Genomic DNA, 19,537 nt, shown 5'->3' on the forward strand with positions numbered 1-19,537 from the left:
GTGGAAAACATAAAAATCACCCCATCGCCCTTAAAGGGAGAAATAAGCATTCCCCCATCTAAAAGCTTAGCTCATAGAGCTGTTATATGCGGAGGACTTTCGGAGGGAGTAAGTAATATAGAAAATATAATATTTTCTGATGACATTAAAGCTACCATTAGGGGCATGGAAAGCCTGGATGTAAAAGTTAAAGATAATAGCAGTAGAGAAGATAATTCACTAAAAAGAAAAAAGTTAGTCATTGAAGGAAAATCTAAATTAAAATTAACCAAAGATACTATAGACTGTATAGAATCTGGTTCTACACTTAGATTCTTAATCCCTATAGCATTACTAACAGGAGAAGAGGTTACTTTTAAAGGAAGAGGAAAGCTAGTGTCAAGACCATTAAATATATATTATGATATATTTCAAGAACAAGGTATAGTGTATGAAAATAATAATGGGGAGCTTCCTTTAAAGATAAAAGGAAATTTAAAACCTGATACTTTTTATGTAAAAGGTAATGTAAGTTCTCAGTTTATAACAGGACTTATGTTTTCACTTCCACTTTTAAGTGAGGACTCAAAGATAGTAATGACAACAGAACTTGAATCTAAAGGATATGTAGATTTAACAATTGATTGCCTTGAGAAATTTGGGATTAAAATAGAAAATAGGAATTATAAGGAATTTTATGTTAAGGGAAACCAAAAATATATAAGTAGAGATTATAGAGTAGAAGGGGATTTTTCTCAGGCTGCGTTTTGGATAGTTGCAGGAATATTAGGGGCTAGTATAAAGTGCAATGATCTAAATATAGATTCTCTCCAAGGGGATAAAGCTATACTCAATATAGTAGAACAAATGGGAGCAGATATTAAAATAAGTGAAGGACAGATTGAAGTTAAAGAATCAAATACAAGTGGTATAGTCATTGATGCATCAGAATGTCCAGATCTTGTTCCAGTATTAGCAACACTTGCGGCATTAAGTGAAGGAACTACTAAAATAATAAATGCTGAAAGAGTAAGAATAAAGGAATGCGATAGGTTAAAAGCCATGGCAACGGAACTTAATAAAATAGGCGGAGAAGTAGAAGAGCTAAAAGATGGATTAATAATAAAAGGAAAAAGTAGTTTAAAAGGTGGAATAGTTGATAGTTGGAATGATCACAGAATAGCTATGGCCATGGCTGTAGCATCCATTAAATGTGACGAGCCTTTAATTATAACAAATAGTGGTGCAGTAAAAAAATCTTATCCACAATTTTGGGAAGATTTTAAAATGTTAGGTGGTGTAGTAGATGAGTGGAGTATGGGGCAGTAAAATTAAATATTCTATATTTGGTGAATCTCATGGCAGTGCCATAGGAATTACCATAGATGGTCTAGAGCCGGGAATAAAATTAGACTTAGAAGAAATAAATAGAGAGATGAGAAGACGTGCTCCAGGTAAAAACAAACTTTCTACAGCACGACAAGAAAAAGATGAATTTGAAATTCTCAGTGGATATTTTAATGATAAAACTACAGGAACTCCGTTATGCGCAATAATAAGAAATAGTGATCAACATTCAGGGGATTATGAAAAGACTAAAAATCTTATGCGTCCAGGTCATGCAGATTATACAGGATTCGTAAAGTATTGCGGGTACAATGATTATAGAGGGGGAGGACATTTCTCAGGAAGACTTACAGCACCTATAGTTCTTGCTGGTGCTATAGCAAAGCAGATTTTAAAAAGAAATGGAATTATTATTGGAAGTCATATAAAGAGCATAGGTCAAGTTGAAGAAGATTATTTTAATAGTATAGATATAAATAAAGAGTTATTAGATAAATTAGCTAAGGAAGAGTTTCCTGTAATAGATAGTGAAAAAGCTCTAAAGATGAAGGAAGAGATATTAAGGGCTAGAGAAGATATGGATTCTATAGGGGGAGTAATTGAGTGTGCTATTTTAAATGTTCCAACAGGGATTGGTTCTCCATTTTTCGGATCTGTTGAAAGTGTTTTAAGTGGACTTCTATTTTCAATTCCTGCAGTAAAGGGAGTTGAATTTGGGGCAGGATTCAGCATAGCTAAGATGAAGGGGTCAGAAGCTAATGATGAATTCTATATTCAGGATGAAAATATAAAAACTTATACAAATAACAATGGGGGCATATTAGGTGGAATTACAAACGGAATGCCAGTAATATTTAGAGTAGCATTTAAGCCTACTCCATCTATAGCAAAGGAACAGAAAACTATTAACATTTTAGAAAAGAGTAATACTGTAATAAAAGTTCATGGAAGACACGATCCATGTATTGTTCAAAGAGCCGTACCAGTTGTTGAAGCAGCTGCTGCTATGGGGATATTAGAATTTTGCAGGTAAATTCTTAAATAGAGATATATTAAAAAGAGGGGAGCTTTCAATGGATACTTTACAAAGTCTAAGAGATGAAATTGACTCAATAGATAAGCAGCTTACAGAGTTATTTGAAAAGAGAATGGAAGCCGTATTAAAGGTGGCTAAATACAAAAAAGATAATAGTATTCCTATATTGAACAAGGGTAGGGAAGAAGAAGTTATTAAAAAAAATATTCAATATATTAAAAATAAAAACTTTGAAAAGTCAGAAGCAGAATTTTTGAAAAGCATCATGAGTATAAGTAGAAAGGCTCAAGCAAGAGAAATTTTTGAGTATAATACTCATTCAGAGGAAGATGGTGAAAATCAGCTAGGATATATAGTATGTAATGAGGCAACTTGTCTTCCTAAAAAAGAAAAAGTTTCAGTTGGATTTCAAGGGGTTTCAGGCTCTTTTAGTGAGGAGGCACTTATAGAGTACTTTGGAAATAGAGTAACTAGAAAGAGTGTAAAGGAATTTGAAGATGTATTCATAGCCTTAAAAAACAATGAAATTGATTATGGAGTGCTTCCAATAGAAAATTCTTCAACTGGAGGAATTGCAGAAGTATATGATCTTATAAGAAAATATGGATTCTTCATAGTGGGAGAAAAAATAATTAAAGTTAATCATAATCTTTTAGGTATTAAAGGAGCTAAGATAGAGGATATAAAAGAAGTATATTCTCATCAACAGGGATTACAACAGAGCAGTGAATTTTTAAAAAGATATCCTCAGTGGAAGTGCATACCTTATAGAAATACAGCAGCTAGTGCAGAGCTTGTAAAAAAAGAAAATACCAGTGAAAAAGCTGCCATTGGCAGCAGGAGAGCAGCAGAAATTTATGGACTAGATATAATAGAGTCCAATGTAAACTTTAATAAAAATAATTATACTAAATTTATAATAGTAGGAAAAAACCTAGAGCTAGAAAAAGACTATAATAAAATTAGTATAATATTATCCCTTCCACACAAATCTGGATCGCTTTATAATATATTAAGCATATTTGCTGAAAATAATTTAAGTATGGTAAAAATTGAATCCAGACCTATAATAGATAAATCTTTTGAGTACTTTTTCTACATTGATTTTGAAGGTAATTTAGAAGATAAAGTTGTAAAAGATGCTATTAAGTCAATTAGGGATAATAGCTATGATTTTAAATTACTTGGAAACTATAAGGCTAATAATATTAATAATTAGGTTGTGAAGTGAGGTTGATAAATTGGAAAGTTTATATGGACTTTTAGGGAAAAAATTAACTCATAGCTTTTCACCGCAAATTCATTCACTTATATTTAATAAATTAAATATAGCCGGGCATTATCAACTATTTGAAGTAGAGAAAGAAAATCTTTCTAATGCTATACTAGGCTTTAAGGCTCTTAAGGTGAAGGGAGTAAATGTTACTATACCTTATAAGGTAGATGTAATGAAATATTTAGATGATGTTTCAGATGAGGGTAAACACATAGGGGCAATTAATACAATATGCTTTAAAGATGGAAGAGCTATAGGATACAATACAGATTATTATGGCTTTGGAATGATGCTAGATAAATTCAATATAGAGGTAAAAGATAAAAATACAGTTATTCTAGGAACTGGTGGTGCAGCTAAGGCTGTACTTCAGTATCTTTTAGATAGAGCCGTAAGGGACGTTGTTTTTGTAACCAGAAATGTGGATGAGGGAATGAAAAAGTTTAAAGATTTTAAAATAATAGCCTATGAAAAAGTAAAGAATCTAAAGGATCAAGATATAGTGATTAATTGTACACCTTGCGGAATGTATCCTAATACTGAAAAATCTCCACTGTCAATAGAAGAGGTATCTAGATTTAATACAGTAGTAGACCTTATATATAATCCAAAAGAAACTTTACTTTTAAAGTATGCAAGGGAGCAGAACATAAAAGCTATAAATGGACTATATATGCTTATAGGGCAAGCAGTTAAAGCAGAAGAATTGTGGAATTGTTTAAAAATAAATGATGAAGTTGTGGATAAAATCTACGAGGAAATCGCTAGTTCAATTTAAAGGTGGAAATACTTATGAAGGAACTAAATAAAAATGTAGTCTTAATAGGAATGCCGGGATGCGGTAAAACAACTATAGGGAGAGAACTTGCCAAAAAGCTTAATATTCCCTTCTGTGATTTAGATGAATACATAGTTGATACTGAAGGAAAAAGTATACCAGAAATTTTCGAAAATGGAGAGGAATATTTCAGAGAGATTGAAACTAAAGCAGTAGAAAAAGTATGTGAAACACATCCTAAAGTTATATCCACAGGTGGTGGAGTAGTAAAAAAAGCTATAAACATAGAACTTTTAAAAAAAGATGGAATTATCATATTTATAAACAGATCACTAGAAGATATAGCAGAGGATGTGGATGTTAAAAGCAGGCCACTGTTAAGGGACGGTAAGGATAAACTATATGAGCTTTATAAAGAGAGATATAGCTTGTATAAAAAGTATTGTGATTATCAGGTTGAAAATAAAAACTTAGAAGAATGTATAAAGAAAATTATTTCTATACTCATATAAGTGTATAAGTGAGAAAAACGCCAAGTATTTTTCTTATTTACCTAGAGACTAGTGACTGGAGATTGGGGACTGGGAATTAGAAACTAGAGACTAGCGACTAATAAAATGAAGGGAGCTGAATTTCGTGAAAATATTAATAATAAATGGACCTAATATAAATATGCTGGGTATAAGGGAAAAGCACATATATGGAAGTATGAATTACGAGGATATGTGCAACTACATAAGAGAAAAAGCCTCTGAATTATCTGTGGACATAGAAATAGTTCAAAGTAATATTGAGGGAGAAATAATAAATTTTATACAAAATGCCTATGGAAAATATGATGGTATTGTAATAAATCCAGGAGCTTACACTCACTATAGTATCGCTATATATGATGCACTTATGGCTGTGCAGATTCCTACAGCAGAGGTTCACATAAGCAATATTCATAAAAGAGAAGAGTTTAGACATAAATCAGTTACAGCAGCAGCTTGCATTGGTCAGATATGTGGATTTGGAGTATACGGATATGTAATGGGAATAAATGCATTGGTTGAGGAACTTAGTAAAAAGGCTGTGTTTTAAGAGATTGTTGATTTCGTATAATATCGAAAATAATTCTAAATTTAGTATAATTATTGTAGCTAAACCTTCATTAACTCGCATAGCTCAGACAAATGAAGGTTCTTAACGCTACAATAGTTATACTAAATAAGAATTATAATTTCTCATTATAATGAACTCAGCAATCTTTAAAACAGCCTTAACCTACTAATGGAAAGTTTTAATTGTTTTAAGTATAGTATGGATTAATAAAAATGGTAAAGTTACTGTTTATTTTAAGGTTTTTAGACACAAATGAATATATAGTAAAAATATTGGGATTAGTGGTGCATATTTGATAATGTTGCTTTTTATATGATCTCTATTTTTATAGATAATATGTACATGAGTATCAGTAAATTTACTTGCAGGAAGCAATTTTAATAATATAAAACACAATATTACAGCAGGCAAAGCAAATATAGCCGATGCTATCAGATTTGGCATTATAATTTCAGGAGATATAATTTGGATAGTGGTGTCAACTGAAAAATTAGTAATGTACTTCATAATATCTCCAAAAGAATTATAAATTAAGTGGGCTAATATAGAAGCAAATAAGGAGTTAGTTTTGAATACTAGATAAGCAAATATTATTCCCATAAAAGAAAGCCCTAACAGGCCTTGAATGTTAACACTAAAATGAAAGATTCCAAAGAAAATACCTGAGGCTATAATGGCTTTTTTAATTCCTAGTTGTTCATAACAACTCAACATTAATCCTCTAAATAAAGCTTCCTCACATATAGCAGGAGTTAATGCGGTAACTAAAAGGGTAATAATAAAATAGCTATTGGAAGAAGATATGGGAATACTCTGAGAAACCCTTGTAAAATCTCCGAATAAGCTTAATATAAAAAGCATAATATTATTTAAAAATACACCAATAAAAGCAATGCATATTGATATCAATGGAATAATTATAATTTGTTTACAGGATAGCTTGTTCAATTTTAAAACATATTTTAAATCATAGCCCTTGAATACCAAATATAATAATATAGGTAATAAAGTTAAGCAATATTCAGATATTAAAGTTCTATAATAAAAACTGTTAAGATGGATAAATTTAAATAAATAAGCTCCTATTACTGTTATAATTAAAATAACTAATAAGAAAATATTAGCTGTAAATACACTTGGTAAATTATTCTTAGAGGTTGTCATAACTTGAAATACTTATCTCCTTAATATAAATAATAATTTTATATAATTTCTTAAATAAAATTATTATTTATATAATAACAAATTTGGGGTAAATTTCATAGGAAGATATGCAAAATTTTATATAAATATAAAAAAGCTAGTCACTAACCCAAAAGGATTTTATAGAGACTAGCTATTAGTTATTTAATAATTCTTAGTAATTTTTTATTTATGAACAAAAGTTGCACAATCAGTTTCTTGAGTATTATCTGCATTACGAGGTTGAATTTCTATTTTTGCAGCACTACAATAGTCTCCTTGTGAATGATAGTGACAGCTATTTACAACGCATTTTACGCCAGCTAATGTTTGATTTTTCTTTTCTATTCTTCCTTCCATAATAACATACCTCCTAATAATAAAATCAACTTCCTTATATAGTTTAAACTTTTTAAAATTAATTATACGAAATGAACAGGAGGATTATATGGGAATATCTCTAACATGTTCATATGGATTCAAGTTAGGATCTTTCAAATTGCCGCCGCAATTCTTAAGAATTTCTTCAATTTGTTTTTTATCTTCATCAGAATCAGTTTCCACAACTACTTTATAATTAATATCGGTAAGTTCTTCAAAATTGCCCATTCCACTTGCCATAGGACTTGCTGCTGCCAGTGGAGACGGTTCCCTGTAATTATCAACATAACCAGAATTTAATACAAGACCTGATAAATTTGGGGCTGTTTCTGAACCAGGTAATCTTTGCTCACTATTTGAATCTAGGTTATAATGTTCATTTAAATCCACAATAGAGTTATGAAAACCAGAATTTTTCAAATTATCAACAGCCAAATTTGCATTTTTTATTCCACTAAAAAAACATTCAATTTGCATTTTGATCCTCCTTTATTTCTATAGGATTCAAACAATATTTTTTCACTAAAAGGTAAATAATATTCTTTATATGTATATAAGTTTATATATTTTAATTTTCAAAAACTAAGATATATTAATCAATAGGATTTCATTTAAATGGAAAATGGCATATAAGTTGACAATTATATGAAGTGCCTATATAATTATACTGAATAACAGTAAATTTAACTTTATGAAAGGGCAAGGTATTGGCAGAAATGAGAATATATAATTCACTTATGTTTATTTAAAATAGAAGTTTAAATAAGGTCTTAGGAAGGCTTTATTGTTGTGCACTTTATTTTAATTTTGCGAGTGGATAGTGTTTTTGTAACTGTTGATAGTTTGTCAATATAATGTGTATTTTACCTTAATTAACTATTTAAATTTTAATATGTATTAATAATATAGAACTCCTTTTCTCATTACCATAACAGCATTGGAAGATTAAGTCAACATTATCAAATTAAACATTTGAGATGTCTACTTAAGATACTAGCATGGAATCATAGATTGAGGATATTTGCTTATTTGTACATAGTTTAAAGTTTTATTTAGAATGTGTTAAGGTTATGATATGGTTATAATGCTATCCTCTCCAGATTACAAGGAGGGGATTTTTTATGTTATTAATTGAGTGCAGGAATATTAAAAAATACTTTGGTGATAGATTGATATTAAATGTGGAAAATTTAAAGATTTATTCTGAAGACAGGATAGGTATTATAGGATCCAATGGAGTAGGTAAAACCACTCTCATAAATATTTTAAGCAAGAAAATAGAGCCAGATGATGGATGGGTTAAGTTATACGGAAAATACTCATATATATCCCAGCTAGAAGGTCCTGAAAATATGAGCATTGGTAATGAGTTGGCTTCAAAATTTGGTGTTGAAAACACATGGAATGAAAATATGAGTGGAGGAGAAAAAGCTAGATTTAAACTTGCAGATGGGTTAAGTCATAATAGTCTGTTGATATTTGCAGATGAGCCTACTAGTAATGTGGATATAGATGGTATTGAGCTTATGGAAAAAAAGTTTGGAGACTATAAAGGTGCATTAATCCTTATATCCCATGACAGAAACTTTTTAGATAAGCTGTGTAACAAAATATTAGAGATAGAGGATGGTAAGATAAAGATATATAACGGTAATTATAGTGATTATGCTAATCAGAAAGCTAAAGAAGTAGAGAGAGCTGAATTTGAATATGAAGAGTATATAAAAGAAAAGAAGCGACTACAAGAAGTGATTACGGATACTAAACAAAATGTAAAGAGTATTAAAAAGACTCCTAAGCGAATGGGTAATTCTGAAGCTAGACTTCATAAGATGGGAGGTCAAAAGGCAAAGGCAAACCTTGAAAGAGCAGTGGGAAACGTTGAAAAAAGGATAGACCATCTTGAAGTTAAGGAAAAACCTAAGAAACAAGAGGGCATTAAGTTAGATATTACAAATTCAAATAAGCTCCACAGTAAAATAATTATACAAGGCCAGAATATAACTAAGGTATTCGGCAAAAAGATTATATTTGATAATGCTAAATTTGATATATATAATAATTCAAAAGTAGCATTGATTGGTCCTAATGGATGTGGGAAAAGCACATTGATTAAAATGATAATGGATAATGATGATTCTATAAAAATTACTAAAGGGGCAAAAATAGGTTACTTTAGTCAAGATATGAGCATTTTGAGAGAAGACCTGACTATAATAGAAAATGTAATGGAAAGTAGTATATACAATGAAACCTTTGCTAGGATACTACTGGCAAGGCTATTGATTAAAAAAGAAGATATTTATAAAAAAATTAGTGTATTAAGTGGAGGAGAGCGGGTTAAGGTATCCTTTGCAAAAATGCTGTTACAAGACATAAACTTACTTATACTGGATGAGCCGACTAATTACATGGATATAAATTCTCTTGAAGTGGTAGAGAAGGTACTTAAAGACTATGAGAGCACTTTATTATTTGTTTCCCATGACAGAAGATTTGTTGATTCTGTTGGAGATCATATAATGACCATAGAGAATTATAAAATAAAGATGTTTAAAGGAAGCTACAAGGAATATTTAGCTGGCAAAAATAAATGTATAGATAATGATAAAGAGGAAATTAAAAAACAGATTTTTATATTACAAAATCGCCTTTCAGAAATTATAGGAAGACTATCTATGCCATCAAAAAAGGATGATATAGTGTCATTAGATAAGGAATATTATGAAGTATTAGCTAAATTGAAAATTCTGAAGGAGAGTAGAAGTTAGTTTTTATATTTATTTAAAACATAGTCTATTGCAAAAAGGATTGGGGTGTATATTTAAGATATGAATAAAAATTGGAAAAAGAATATAATACTCTTTTTAACTAGTCAGACCATATCTCTTTTTGGATCTATGCTAGTTCAATATGCAATTGGGTGGTATATTACATTAAAAACACAATCCGGCATAATGATGACCATAGCAATTATTTGCGGTTTTCTGCCTACATTTTTTCTTTCACCTTTTGCTGGTGTGTGGGCTGACCGTTATAATCGAAAAATGCTCATCATTTTATCAGATTCTATGATTGCAATATCAACACTTATATTAGCTATATTATTTTTATCAGGGTACCGTTCGTTATGGTTACTCTTCGTGACATCTGCCATACGTGCTCTTGGATCAGGAGTTCAGACGCCAGCTATAGGAGCTTTCCTTCCACAGCTTGTACCAGAGGATAAGCTTACCAAGGTGAACGCAACAAACAGTACTATACAATCACTGGTTATGTTAGTATCTCCTATGCTTAGCGGTGCACTGCTAACTATAGCTAATATTGAAACTATATTCTTTATAGATGTTATCACAGCAGCTATAGCAGTTTCTACATTACTTTTGTTTTTGAATGTTCCAGTTCACGGAAGAGCCTTGGAGAAGCAAACAAATAGCTATTTTGACGATATGCGTGAAGGTTATACATATATTAAAAATCATGGCTATGTTAAAAAGTTCTTTTTGTTTTGTGCATTCTTATTTTTCCTTGCAGCACCAGCTTCGTTTTTAACACCATTACAGGTTACTCGTAGTTTTGGAGAGGATGTTTGGCGTCTAACGGCAATTGAAATTGCTTTTTCTGTAGGTATGATAGTGGGGGGAATTATCATGGCTTACTGGGGCGGTTTCAAAAACAAGATTCACACCATGGTACTAGCAAGTATTATTATCGGAGTCTGTACTTTTATACTTGGGGCAGTCCCTATTTTTGGAGTTTACTTGACTTCTATGGGGTTAGTTGGGCTTGCCATGCCAATATTCAATACACCTTCTACGGTTTTATTACAGGAAAAGGTGGAGGAGGAATTTATGGGCAGAGTATTTGGGGTTTTGGGAATGATATCAAGCATCATGATGCCAATGGGGATGCTTGTATTTGGACCATTATCTGATGTTATAAAAATAGAATGGTTACTTATTGGAACTGGTCTATTGACTGTGACTCAAAGCTTTTTCATGTTAGGTAATAAAGTACTAGTTGAGGCTGGAAAACCAATCTCAAAAGCAGAACTATAGCTTTAAAGAGTTGTCGGAGAAGGCAGCATATGAAAAGGCATTGATTTATCTAAATTGACAAAAGTGATTATAACACACCATGACTATGATCACATGGGAAGTCTTGCTGCAATCAAGAGAAAGTATCCTCACATTAAGATTATTGCAAGTGAAAAGGATGCACCATATGTAACGGGAAGGAAAAAGTCATTACGACTTGAACAGGCCGAACAAATCCAGTTGACTATGCCGCAAGAACAGCAGGAGGCAGGAAAAGTGTTTCAGGATATTTTAAAATCAGTTGAAAATACAGAGGTAGATATGACTGAAGCAAAGAAGTCTGTTCTGAAACTTCTTAATTATGATATAGAGAAAATAATCTGTTATCATGGAGGTGAATATCAGGGGAATATACCTGCTGCATTGCAAAACATAGGGAAGATGTCTTAGAAGATTGTTGATAACATCAGTCACTTTTTTGTTTAATACATATAATAGATGGATAAGATTATCCATTGAGGATTAAAGATGTTTAGTGGTTATTTAAGGTGACAGTAATAGAATAACAATGGTATCTGTAGAAGGAAAATTTGACTAAAACATCGAATAGGATAAAGCGAGTGTTGGCTGGGTTAAATAATATATTTAAGGAAAAGGTGATTAAATGGATACAATATTACTAATAATAAAATCTGCAATATTAGGAATTGTAGAAGGGCTAACAGAATTCTTACCAGTATCTTCAACGGGACATATGGTTATCTTTGAAAATTTAATGGGCTTCAAGGGTTCTAATCCAAACTATGTTGAAATGTATACATATGTTATACAACTTGGAGCAATACTTGCGGTGATTGTACTCTACTGGGGGAAGATAAAAGAAACTCTTATAAATTTTTTTCCTAAAAAAGTTGGATATGAAAAATCAGGGTTCAAATTTTGGTTTATGATATTCATTGCTTGTATTCCTGGTGGTATTTTAGGAGTATTATTGGATGATGTAGCAGAAAAATATTTATTTACCCCAGTATCTGTAGCTATAACCTTATTTCTAGGTGGTATATGGATGATATATGCTGAAGGGAAGTTTAGAAGCAAAAGTTCAAAAGGAAAAGAATTAAATGTTACAATGAAACAAGCTTGGATAGTAGGTGTATTTCAATGTTTAGCTATAATTCCTGGAATGTCACGTTCAGCTTCAACAATTATAGGTGGATGGGTATCAGGACTTTCTACGGTTGCAGCTGCTGAATTCTCTTTCTTTTTAGCAATTCCAGTTATGGTAGGAATGAGCTCTTTGAAGATTATAAAAATTGGTGGAATATCTAGCCTAACTTCCATAGAAATGATTTCTCTTGTGGTTGGATTTTTAGTTGCTTTTATAGTAGCTTTAATAGTAATTGATAGATTCATTGCATATTTAAAGAAAAAACCTATGAAGGTATTCGCAATATATAGAATCATATTTTCAGTTATAGTATTATTAGCAGGAGCTTCAGGTGTATTTTAAATTATAAAAGATTAAAATTTGATATAATAATATTAAATTTAAATAATGTATTTAGGCAGGTATTAAATATGGGAAAACAATTAAAAAGATTCCAGTATAATGCACCAGTAACTTTAACATATGCTCTTGTTTCACTGGTAGCATTAGTTTTGGGAATTATGACAAATCATGCTACTACTAAATATTTCTTTTCTAATTATAGAACATCTATGCTGGACCCAATGCAGTATATTCGCCTGTTTACACATGTCATTGGGCATGCTAATTGGGATCATTATGGTGGAAATTTTTTGATGATTCTACTTTTAGGCCCTATGTTGGAAGAAAAATATGGATCTAAAACTGTACTGCAGATAATATTAGTAACAGCTTTTATAACAGGAATTTTAAACATTCTATTTTTTGATACTGCATTATTAGGAGCTAGTGGAATTGTTTTTATGATGATTTTACTAAGTTCTTTTGCAAATGCTGAAACTGGTAAGATACCTCTCACATTAGTTATTGTGGTTATAATATTTATCGGAAAAGAAGTTGTAAATGGAATATTTGTAAAAGACAATATATCCCAAGTAACTCACATAATTGGTGGATTATGTGGAGGAATTTTTGGATATTTGAAAAATAAACTTAACGGTAAAATAGAATAATTATAGTAGGATAAGCAAACATAGTGTAAAAAAGTATTATTTTCAATGTAATAGTTTAATAAATAAATTTTTTTTAGGAGATAATAAATATACAACCTATAAAAATACTCTTATTTTAGGAGGCGTAAAAATGAAACTATTGCGTTGGATAGGTGGAATTGTTTTATTCTTCTGGCTTTTAGGTCTAATATTTAGAATTGGTGGAAGAATGATACACTGGTTGTTAGTGATAGCTGCCATAGTATTTATCTATGACCTTATAACTGGCAGAAAAAGTGAAGATAGAACTTGAACTAGGCTGTTGGCATTTTGCCAACAGCCTTTTTCACAATAGATTTACTATGTATTTTAGAGAAGTTTATTAGAATTATAGTAAAAAAGTGATAAAGACTAGCATATTTAGTGTACATAGGAAAAATTCATAGGTGGAAATAATTATTTATATATAATATTATAAAATTAGTAGAAAAAATTTATAATTACAAAGGAGAAATATATGGTTGATAAGGAAATAAAAATACTACTTCTTAAGGAAGAACTTAATGAATTTATAGAATGCATGAAATACCAATATGGGGAAAATTATAAAGAATATTCTGAGGTAGCTGCAAGAATAGAAGTTATAGAAAATATGATAAAAATTGTAAGCCAACAGGATTAATGGACAAGCAATATAAAACAGTATCGAAATTCAGACTTATTTTTTTATCACTACAATGGACTATTTTTATTTTAGCAGGAAGTGTAGTTGCCCCTCTAGCTGTAGGAGCAGCCTTTCATCTACCTCAGATAGAAACATCAAGCTTAATGCAAAGATCATTTTTTGTTATGGGACTTGGAACTTTAATACAAGTATTCTTAGGTCATAAGCTTCAGATTCCAGAAGGAGCAGCAGGACTTTGGTGGGGAGTTTTCTTAATTTTTGCAGGATTAAGTTCTACTCTAAAATTAGATGCGTACGATACATTGAGAAGTTTGGAATTTGGTCTTATTATAGGTGGCATAATGTTTGCAGTTATGGGTACTTTTGGAATTATAAATAAAATAAGAAAATTATTTACCCCCATAGTTACAGGAACATATTTAGTATTGCTTATTGCTCAATTAAGTGGAGCATTTGTAAAAGGGATTTTAGGAATTGGTTATCTTAAACCACATCTAGATATTAAGGTAGCTTTCCTTTCCATTATTACGATTATTTTCACGGGGCTTTTATCACAGAGTAAAAATTCTAACTTAAAGAGTTTTTCTATTCTTTATGGAATGATCTTTGGGTGGATTCTATTTGCAATGTTCGGACTAACAAAACATATATCTTATAAATCTATCCCTCTATTTGCGTTACCTAAGCCGCTAGTCTGGGGAAATCCTAAGTTTAATGTTAGTATCACAATTGTATCCATAATTGTTTCTCTACTATTAATTTCTAATCTTATTGCCAGTGTAGAAGTAGTTAAAAAAGTAATGAATGATAAGGAAGAAACTAATTATAATCGTTTAGGATTCTTAATGGGCATAAACCATATTATTGCAGGTATATTTTCAACTATAGGCTTTGTACCGGTTTCATCTTCACCAGCATTTATAGAAACTACAGGAATAAGAGAGAAAAAACCATTTATAATAGGAAGCATATTTATTTTAGTAATGGGTTTTTTTCCTGTGATAGCTATGTTTTTTGCCTCTATTCCCGTACCAGTAGGATATGCCACTATATTTATAGCTTTTGCAGGTATGATTGGACTAGCGTTAAAAGAATATACATCAGTTGGTTTAAGTTCGGATAATTTATTTATTATAAGTCTCTCTTTGTTTATAGGTATAGGAAGCATGTTTATTCCCAAAGAAGCTTTAGAAGAATTACCAAGTTATTTAGTATCAATTTTAAATAATGGACTTATAATGGGAGTTTTAACTTGTATTATTATAGAACAGGTTTTAAGAAAAAAGCATAAGAATATTTAGACTATAAATGCAAAGCATATTATCATGGGAAAAAGATTTATTATATATGGACTTACAGGATTATGTATGGAAGTGTTTTGGGTAGCGTTCTGGTCTTTAGTTAGAGGAGATATAAGCATGGTGGGACATACATCAATATGGATGTTCCCTATATACGGTTTAGCTGTATTCCTTGAGTACATTCATAATGAAATTAGACATCTGCCAACTATACTAAGAGGAGGTGTATATACTTTATTAATATTTTCTATTGAATTTATAAGCGGATGGATATTTAGAAATTTGCTGGGAGTTTCTCCTTGGGATTATAGTGGAACGCCTTTTTCAGTTTATGGATTAATAAGATTAGATTATGCACCGGCTTGGTTTGTTGCGGGAATTTTATTTGAAAAACTACATGATAGATTAATGGAAATCAGATTTATAAGGGACTAAAATTTTAGTCCCTTATATTTATTTAAAACAGTGAATAAAAAGGAAAGCAATGAAATTTATAAATACTATTGCAACGTATATGTAGTGGGCAGCGTATTTATAAGTGAAGATGATAAAAAATGAGGAAAGGAAAGGTTATGATATGGGTGTAGAGTTAAAGACTGACAGTGAATTTAAAGAGATATATTCACAAATGTGGTTAAAAGTATATAAATACATTTACTATCTAGTACAGAATAAAGAAGAAGCAGAAGAGATAGCTCAAGATGTATTCCAAAAAATATTTATAAAATATAAAAGTAATAGACTAGAAAAAGAAAAAATAGAACCTTATATATTTAGAGCTGCAAAAAATGCTGTTGTTGATAGATGGAGACAAAATGGAAGAAAAGCAAAGGTAATTACAATTGAAGATATGAGTGTTTTTGATATAGACAAGTATCAGGAAAATAGAATAACAGAGAATATGTTAGTAAGACAAGCAATGGATGAATTAGATGTAGAATCAAGGGCAGTTATAGAGCTGAGAATTATTAAAGGTTATACGGTTAAAGAAGTAGCAAATATTATGGGGAAGCCAGAAGGTACAGTAAAAAGTCTACAGTTTAGAGCATTGAAGAAGCTAAAAGATAATTTAAAGAAAGGAGAATATGAATATGTCTAATGAGAAATTATCTAACGAAAAAAGAGAAGATATACTGTCTAAGTACATTGATACATTAAATGATGAAAAAAAACCTAACTATGAAGAGTTATATGGTTTAGAGAGTGATGATGAACTTATTGAAGTGTTCCAAACTGTTGTGGCTGTTAAAAAATTAAGAGAAAATATAGATGATGAATTAGATACTATAGAAATTCCAAATATAAAAACTGATAAAATCAAAGTAAAAAATAGTTCATTGTTTAAAAGAATTATTGCTACAGCAGCAATGGCAGTAATTTTATTAGGTGTGGCAATGACATATGAAAGTTCAAGAGATATTAAAAATGCTAAAAACATTGCATATGCTGTGATAAATAAGTACAGTAATATTCACAATTTTAGAGGTGTTCTTCAGGAGACTTCAATGCTTAAGGATTCTGTAGATACTCAAAAAATTGATATTGAATATGAAGAACCAAATAAGTTTTATGTTGTCAGTCATTCGGATGCTGGAGATACAAAAAAGTTATATGTAGGTGGAGATACTATATACGAATATGATACTAATGAAAAATTAACTATGAGAACTATAACTAAAGATAGTTTAGAATTTGAACTTTCTACCTATAGAGCGGATAAAAAAATAAAAGAAAAAATGGAAGCGTTAAAGAATGCGAAATTTGCAGGAGAGGACAAGATAGGTAATAGAATAGCTGAAATATATGAATTACACTACAATGAAAGTGAAATAAAGCATAAAGTATGGATAGATAAAGAGTTAGGTATAGCATTAAAAGAGGTTTTTGAAGATGGAAAAGGATATAAGCATATATCGGAATTTATACAGTTTGATAATGATGTTAAAATAGTATTCCCTGAAATCAGCGCAATGGATAAAGGTAAGGCTATTGACGAAAGAATTACAGAGGAACAAAAGGCAAAAGATGAAGAGTTAAAAAACATTAAAGAAGGATTCAAAAATGGTCAAGTTCTCCAAGTAGAATTTTCAGGGCTTGTAGATTCAAATAGTGCAGAATTTAAAGTAGGAGATAATTATTTTGTATTTGGAATTACAGAAAAGCTTAAAAATAAATTTTCTCAGATTAAATCAGGTAAAAAGTTAGTAATAACTATAGGATTTGAAGATTGGACTACTAACCCAGTTATAAAAGAAGTAAAATAACAAAGTGAAGGGTATTATTCCTTCACTTTGTTATTTTGGTTTTGTATATTAAGTCTCTATTACGAAGAGCATAGGCCATATTAATGAGGGTTTTTCTGCTATTATCTTCCTCTATAATATCAAAAAAATTTTGTTGAGGAGTTTTAGGAAAATACAATTGAAGTAATCTTTCTTCAAATTCTTCATGGCTTTCTCGTTTTCCATCCGGAAGTATGTGGACAACAGAATAACCTTCCCTAATTAAAGCTGGTGCTACTAAAATACTTCTATGACAATCTATAGGATCTTTTTCAGCACACATTATTGCTATTCTATAATCTTTATGAAGTCCATTCTTTAGTCGTTCTACACCGTTATTAAAAGAGGGTGTCTGTCTAACTTTATTAAAATCCAAATACCCTTCAGGATGAAGCAAGTTTTCTCCCTCTTGAAGCAGTCCAAATTCTCTAGCCATGTAGACATAGTAGATATGATTTGAATTTAAAAAGTTTTTTATATTATCCTTATTAAAATGAGGAACGTATCTAGAAAAGGGTATGCTTCTTATATCAACTATTGAGTTGATACCAAATTTTCTGAGTAGATATAAAAAGTATTCGCTAGTATGAGAAGAGTGGCCAATGGTATAAATCTTCTTCATATTAGCTAAGTCCTCTCTTTAAATTTTAAATAAAATTTATCTTACATAATTAGCATTAGATTTTAAAATGTTTTTATCCTCATTTAAATTTTCAATTACTGTTAAAGCTTAGCTAAAATAAAAAAACAGCTTCTAATAAAATTAGAAACTGCTATTAAAAATTTTTTTATATTAATGCAGCAATCTTTCAATATCATTTTTTACAGCTTCGGGACTTTTTCCATTAGCATATATAGTCGGTTTAGAAGTAAAGTGTTTTTTTATGCCGATATCATTTTCGTTTAATAACCCAGAATTAATAGCAGATTGTGCTGAGGAACTATCTTGAATATTTAGTATGCCAGAATTAATAGCAGAAGAGCCAGTAACTTCATCTCTTATATCTAGGACATTGTCACCAAATTCACTTACAACAACAGCATCAAATTGATCAAAATATGAAGAATTACTTTTCATGCTATTATAAAATTCTTCAACATTATAACCTTCATGTCTAAGATAATTTGCATACCTATGTAAATTATTTTCTACAGCAATATTAACCATATTAATCACCTCTTAGCTAGTATTTGCATAAATATCAAATATATTCTGAGGTCAAATAAGAAAGTTTTAAAATAGAATCATAAATCAAAGCTGATTTATGAGAAAATCTAAAATAAATATAAAAAATTTATTAAATTGTTTATAATTTTATGAATAGTATAAATAAACTGGGTAATAATAAGAAGAAAGAGAGGAAATAGAGACATATTTAAAAAGTTTGAAAAATACTTATTTATTGACAAGGATATATTATATGTGATAACATTAATTTATTACGTGTGATAATGAAATGTAGACAATTGGGCATAATATTAAATTTGTTTGTTCATTGGTTTCTTGTGTTTTATTGGTAAGATGTATTAGCATTACAACCCCTAAATATAAGAAGTCCATGTTCATATATTAAGAGATTTTTTAGGAGGATTTTTAAATGAAGACAGGAACAGTTAAATGGTTTAACGCTGAAAAAGGATTTGGATTTATATCTGTAGAAAACGAAGATGATGTATTCGTACATTTCTCAGCTATCCAAGGAGATGGATTTAAATCTTTAGAAGAAGGCCAAAAAGTTGAGTTCGAAGTAACTCAAGGAGCTAGAGGACCTCAAGCTGCTAATGTAGTAAAACTATAATTAGCATTCAAATATAGAGTATTTGAAGTACGGTTAGCTTTAGAAAAAGTGATATTCGATAGAATATCACTTTTTTTATTTGCTCTGTTTTAAATGAAAGCTGATTTTTACATTCATTTAAGACTTTCTATCAGTAGATTAAGGTTCTCTACTTATCAGCAATCTATTAAAACATAGCCTTTTTATTATGACAACACTTGTAATTATCATT

General features: G+C 30.3%; 23 protein-coding genes and 1 pseudogene. 19 read left to right on the top strand and 5 right to left on the bottom strand.

The window, feature by feature from the left end; genetic code table 11:
* The 6 genes from aroA to aroQ all read left to right on the top strand — a co-directional run bounded on the left by aroA (position 1) and on the right by aroQ (position 5,499).
* Positions 1-1,308 carry a 3-phosphoshikimate 1-carboxyvinyltransferase gene (gene aroA, locus ACWW38_RS11530; RefSeq protein ID WP_456257699.1) on the top strand — a complete coding sequence of 436 codons (1,308 nt, stop codon included), beginning with the start codon at positions 1-3 and terminating at the stop codon, positions 1,306-1,308.
* Positions 1,286-2,359, top strand: coding sequence for a chorismate synthase (gene aroC / locus ACWW38_RS11535; RefSeq protein WP_456257700.1), 1,074 nt, complete (start codon positions 1,286-1,288; stop codon positions 2,357-2,359). Before aroA ends, aroC begins: the two co-directional genes overlap by 23 nt.
* A 40-nt stretch (positions 2,360-2,399) precedes the next feature.
* Complete coding sequence (locus ACWW38_RS11540) at positions 2,400-3,581, top strand: chorismate mutase (protein WP_456257701.1); 1,182 nt, start codon at positions 2,400-2,402, stop codon at positions 3,579-3,581.
* Between the two features lie 22 nt (positions 3,582-3,603).
* Positions 3,604-4,416 carry a shikimate dehydrogenase gene (gene aroE, locus ACWW38_RS11545; protein ID WP_456257702.1) on the top strand — a complete coding sequence of 271 codons (813 nt, stop codon included), beginning with the start codon at positions 3,604-3,606 and terminating at the stop codon, positions 4,414-4,416.
* A gap of 14 nt (positions 4,417-4,430) precedes the next feature.
* Positions 4,431-4,928 carry a shikimate kinase gene (locus tag ACWW38_RS11550; RefSeq protein WP_456257703.1) on the top strand — a complete coding sequence of 166 codons (498 nt, stop codon included), beginning with the start codon at positions 4,431-4,433 and terminating at the stop codon, positions 4,926-4,928.
* 124 nt (positions 4,929-5,052) lie between these two features.
* Entirely contained in the window at positions 5,053-5,499 is a 447-nt protein-coding gene (gene aroQ / locus ACWW38_RS11555; RefSeq protein WP_456257704.1) for a type II 3-dehydroquinate dehydratase, read from the top strand.
* A gap of 249 nt (positions 5,500-5,748) precedes the next feature.
* Here the strand turns inward: aroQ and ACWW38_RS11560 are convergent, their stop codons facing one another.
* The 3 genes from ACWW38_RS11560 to ACWW38_RS11570 form a co-directional block, all read right to left on the bottom strand.
* Entirely contained in the window at positions 5,749-6,684 is a 936-nt protein-coding gene (locus ACWW38_RS11560) for a CPBP family glutamic-type intramembrane protease (protein WP_456257705.1), read from the bottom strand.
* Positions 6,685-6,888: 204 nt separating this feature from the next.
* Positions 6,889-7,062, bottom strand: a complete 174-nt coding sequence (locus ACWW38_RS11565) for a DUF1540 domain-containing protein (RefSeq protein WP_456257706.1) — start codon at positions 7,060-7,062, stop codon at positions 6,889-6,891.
* An 84-nt stretch (positions 7,063-7,146) separates the two neighbouring features.
* The gene (locus ACWW38_RS11570; protein WP_456257707.1) at positions 7,147-7,560 is read right to left on the bottom strand and encodes a hypothetical protein; all 414 of its coding nucleotides are present in this window, start codon (positions 7,558-7,560) and stop codon (positions 7,147-7,149) included.
* A gap of 644 nt (positions 7,561-8,204) precedes the next feature.
* Here ACWW38_RS11570 and abc-f point away from each other — a divergent pair.
* The 12 genes and pseudogenes from abc-f to ACWW38_RS11630 all read left to right on the top strand — a co-directional run bounded on the left by abc-f (position 8,205) and on the right by ACWW38_RS11630 (position 17,509).
* A complete protein-coding gene (abc-f, locus tag ACWW38_RS11575) occupies positions 8,205-9,854 on the top strand; it encodes a ribosomal protection-like ABC-F family protein (protein ID WP_456257708.1) in 1,650 nt (549 codons plus the stop codon).
* Positions 9,855-9,914: 60 nt separating this feature from the next.
* The gene (locus ACWW38_RS11580; protein WP_456257709.1) at positions 9,915-11,141 is read left to right on the top strand and encodes an MFS transporter; all 1,227 of its coding nucleotides are present in this window, start codon (positions 9,915-9,917) and stop codon (positions 11,139-11,141) included.
* 39 nt (positions 11,142-11,180) lie between these two features.
* Positions 11,181-11,330, top strand: a pseudogene (locus tag ACWW38_RS11585) (MBL fold metallo-hydrolase); the annotation flags it as partial.
* Positions 11,331-11,396: 66 nt separating this feature from the next.
* Positions 11,397-11,570 (top strand): hypothetical protein, encoded by a 174-nt coding sequence (locus tag ACWW38_RS11590; protein WP_456257710.1) that lies wholly within the window; start codon positions 11,397-11,399, stop codon positions 11,568-11,570.
* 214 nt (positions 11,571-11,784) lie between these two features.
* Complete coding sequence (locus tag ACWW38_RS11595; RefSeq protein ID WP_456257711.1) at positions 11,785-12,630, top strand: undecaprenyl-diphosphate phosphatase; 846 nt, start codon at positions 11,785-11,787, stop codon at positions 12,628-12,630.
* Positions 12,631-12,698: 68 nt separating this feature from the next.
* The gene (locus ACWW38_RS11600) at positions 12,699-13,280 is read left to right on the top strand and encodes a rhomboid family intramembrane serine protease (protein WP_456257712.1); all 582 of its coding nucleotides are present in this window, start codon (positions 12,699-12,701) and stop codon (positions 13,278-13,280) included.
* A 130-nt stretch (positions 13,281-13,410) separates the two neighbouring features.
* Positions 13,411-13,572, top strand: coding sequence for a lmo0937 family membrane protein (locus tag ACWW38_RS11605; RefSeq protein WP_456257713.1), 162 nt, complete (start codon positions 13,411-13,413; stop codon positions 13,570-13,572).
* Between the two features lie 204 nt (positions 13,573-13,776).
* The gene (locus ACWW38_RS11610; protein ID WP_456257714.1) at positions 13,777-13,941 is read left to right on the top strand and encodes a hypothetical protein; all 165 of its coding nucleotides are present in this window, start codon (positions 13,777-13,779) and stop codon (positions 13,939-13,941) included.
* On the top strand, positions 13,941-15,245 hold the full coding sequence (locus tag ACWW38_RS11615; RefSeq protein ID WP_456257715.1) for a purine/pyrimidine permease: 1,305 nt from the start codon (positions 13,941-13,943) through the stop codon (positions 15,243-15,245). Before ACWW38_RS11610 ends, ACWW38_RS11615 begins: the two co-directional genes overlap by 1 nt.
* A 24-nt stretch (positions 15,246-15,269) precedes the next feature.
* Positions 15,270-15,680 carry a putative ABC transporter permease gene (locus ACWW38_RS11620; RefSeq protein WP_456257716.1) on the top strand — a complete coding sequence of 137 codons (411 nt, stop codon included), beginning with the start codon at positions 15,270-15,272 and terminating at the stop codon, positions 15,678-15,680.
* Positions 15,681-15,789: 109 nt separating this feature from the next.
* Complete coding sequence (locus ACWW38_RS11625) at positions 15,790-16,344, top strand: RNA polymerase sigma factor (RefSeq protein WP_456260457.1); 555 nt, start codon at positions 15,790-15,792, stop codon at positions 16,342-16,344.
* The gene (locus ACWW38_RS11630; RefSeq protein WP_456257717.1) at positions 16,337-17,509 is read left to right on the top strand and encodes a hypothetical protein; all 1,173 of its coding nucleotides are present in this window, start codon (positions 16,337-16,339) and stop codon (positions 17,507-17,509) included. The genes ACWW38_RS11625 and ACWW38_RS11630 overlap by 8 nt, the downstream gene beginning before the upstream one ends.
* Before the next feature lie 22 nt (positions 17,510-17,531).
* Here the strand turns inward: ACWW38_RS11630 and ACWW38_RS11635 are convergent, their stop codons facing one another.
* The gene (locus ACWW38_RS11635; protein WP_456257718.1) at positions 17,532-18,149 is read right to left on the bottom strand and encodes a DUF488 domain-containing protein; all 618 of its coding nucleotides are present in this window, start codon (positions 18,147-18,149) and stop codon (positions 17,532-17,534) included.
* A 171-nt stretch (positions 18,150-18,320) separates the two neighbouring features.
* Positions 18,321-18,695, bottom strand: a complete 375-nt coding sequence (locus ACWW38_RS11640; protein WP_456257719.1) for a YkuS family protein — start codon at positions 18,693-18,695, stop codon at positions 18,321-18,323.
* A gap of 430 nt (positions 18,696-19,125) precedes the next feature.
* On the opposite strand from ACWW38_RS11640, the gene ACWW38_RS11645 reads away from it, so the two are divergent.
* A complete protein-coding gene (locus ACWW38_RS11645; RefSeq protein WP_456257720.1) occupies positions 19,126-19,326 on the top strand; it encodes a cold-shock protein in 201 nt (66 codons plus the stop codon).
* Positions 19,327-19,537 lie beyond the last annotated feature (211 nt).

The sequence above is a fragment of the Clostridium sp. JNZ J1-5 genome, from assembly GCF_053901425.1.